Source organism: Aquimarina hainanensis, assembly GCF_042684685.1.
GTDB lineage: Bacteria > Bacteroidota > Bacteroidia > Flavobacteriales > Flavobacteriaceae > Aquimarina > Aquimarina hainanensis.
Genome location: NZ_JBHULX010000028.1, coordinates 1 through 575 on the forward strand (window position 1 = coordinate 1; position 575 = coordinate 575).

The 575-nt window shown below is 43.1% G+C and carries 1 pseudogene; it reads right to left on the reverse strand.

What is annotated here, in order from left to right:
- Positions 1 to 575, reverse strand: a pseudogene (locus ACFSTE_RS14120) (hypothetical protein); the annotation flags it as partial.

Below are 575 nucleotides of genomic sequence, written 5' to 3' on the forward strand. Positions count from 1 at the left end.
ATATTATCTACAATACCATCACCATCACTATCAATATCCTGATAATCCAGACCTCCTGTACCATCGGTATTGGGTAACGGTAGCATCGTTCCGCCATCTCCTGTTCCTGCAACCGTATTATCATCTGTATCAACACTATCAGCAAATCCATCGCCATCAACATCAACCATAGACGTTGGATCTCCCGGGGTTGGGTAATCTATCGCTCCATCACCATCAGCATCTACTCCTCCAGCTTCACTAATATCTGTTAGCCCATCATTATCACTATCTAAATCCAGGCTATCTACAATACCGTCATTATCACTGTCCGGTGACGGTAAATTGGTTCCGCCATCTCCTGTTCCTGCAACTGTATTATCATCCGTATCAACACTATCTGCAAATCCATCACCATCAGTATCGGTAATTCCATCTAAAACTCCATCGCCATCTGCATCAACTCCTCCGTTTTCTGTTACATCAGAAATTCCATCATTATCACTATCTAAATCCAGGCTATCTACAACTCCATCATTGTCACTATCCGGGGAAGGTAAACTTGTTCCACCATCTCCTGTACCTGCAACTGTATT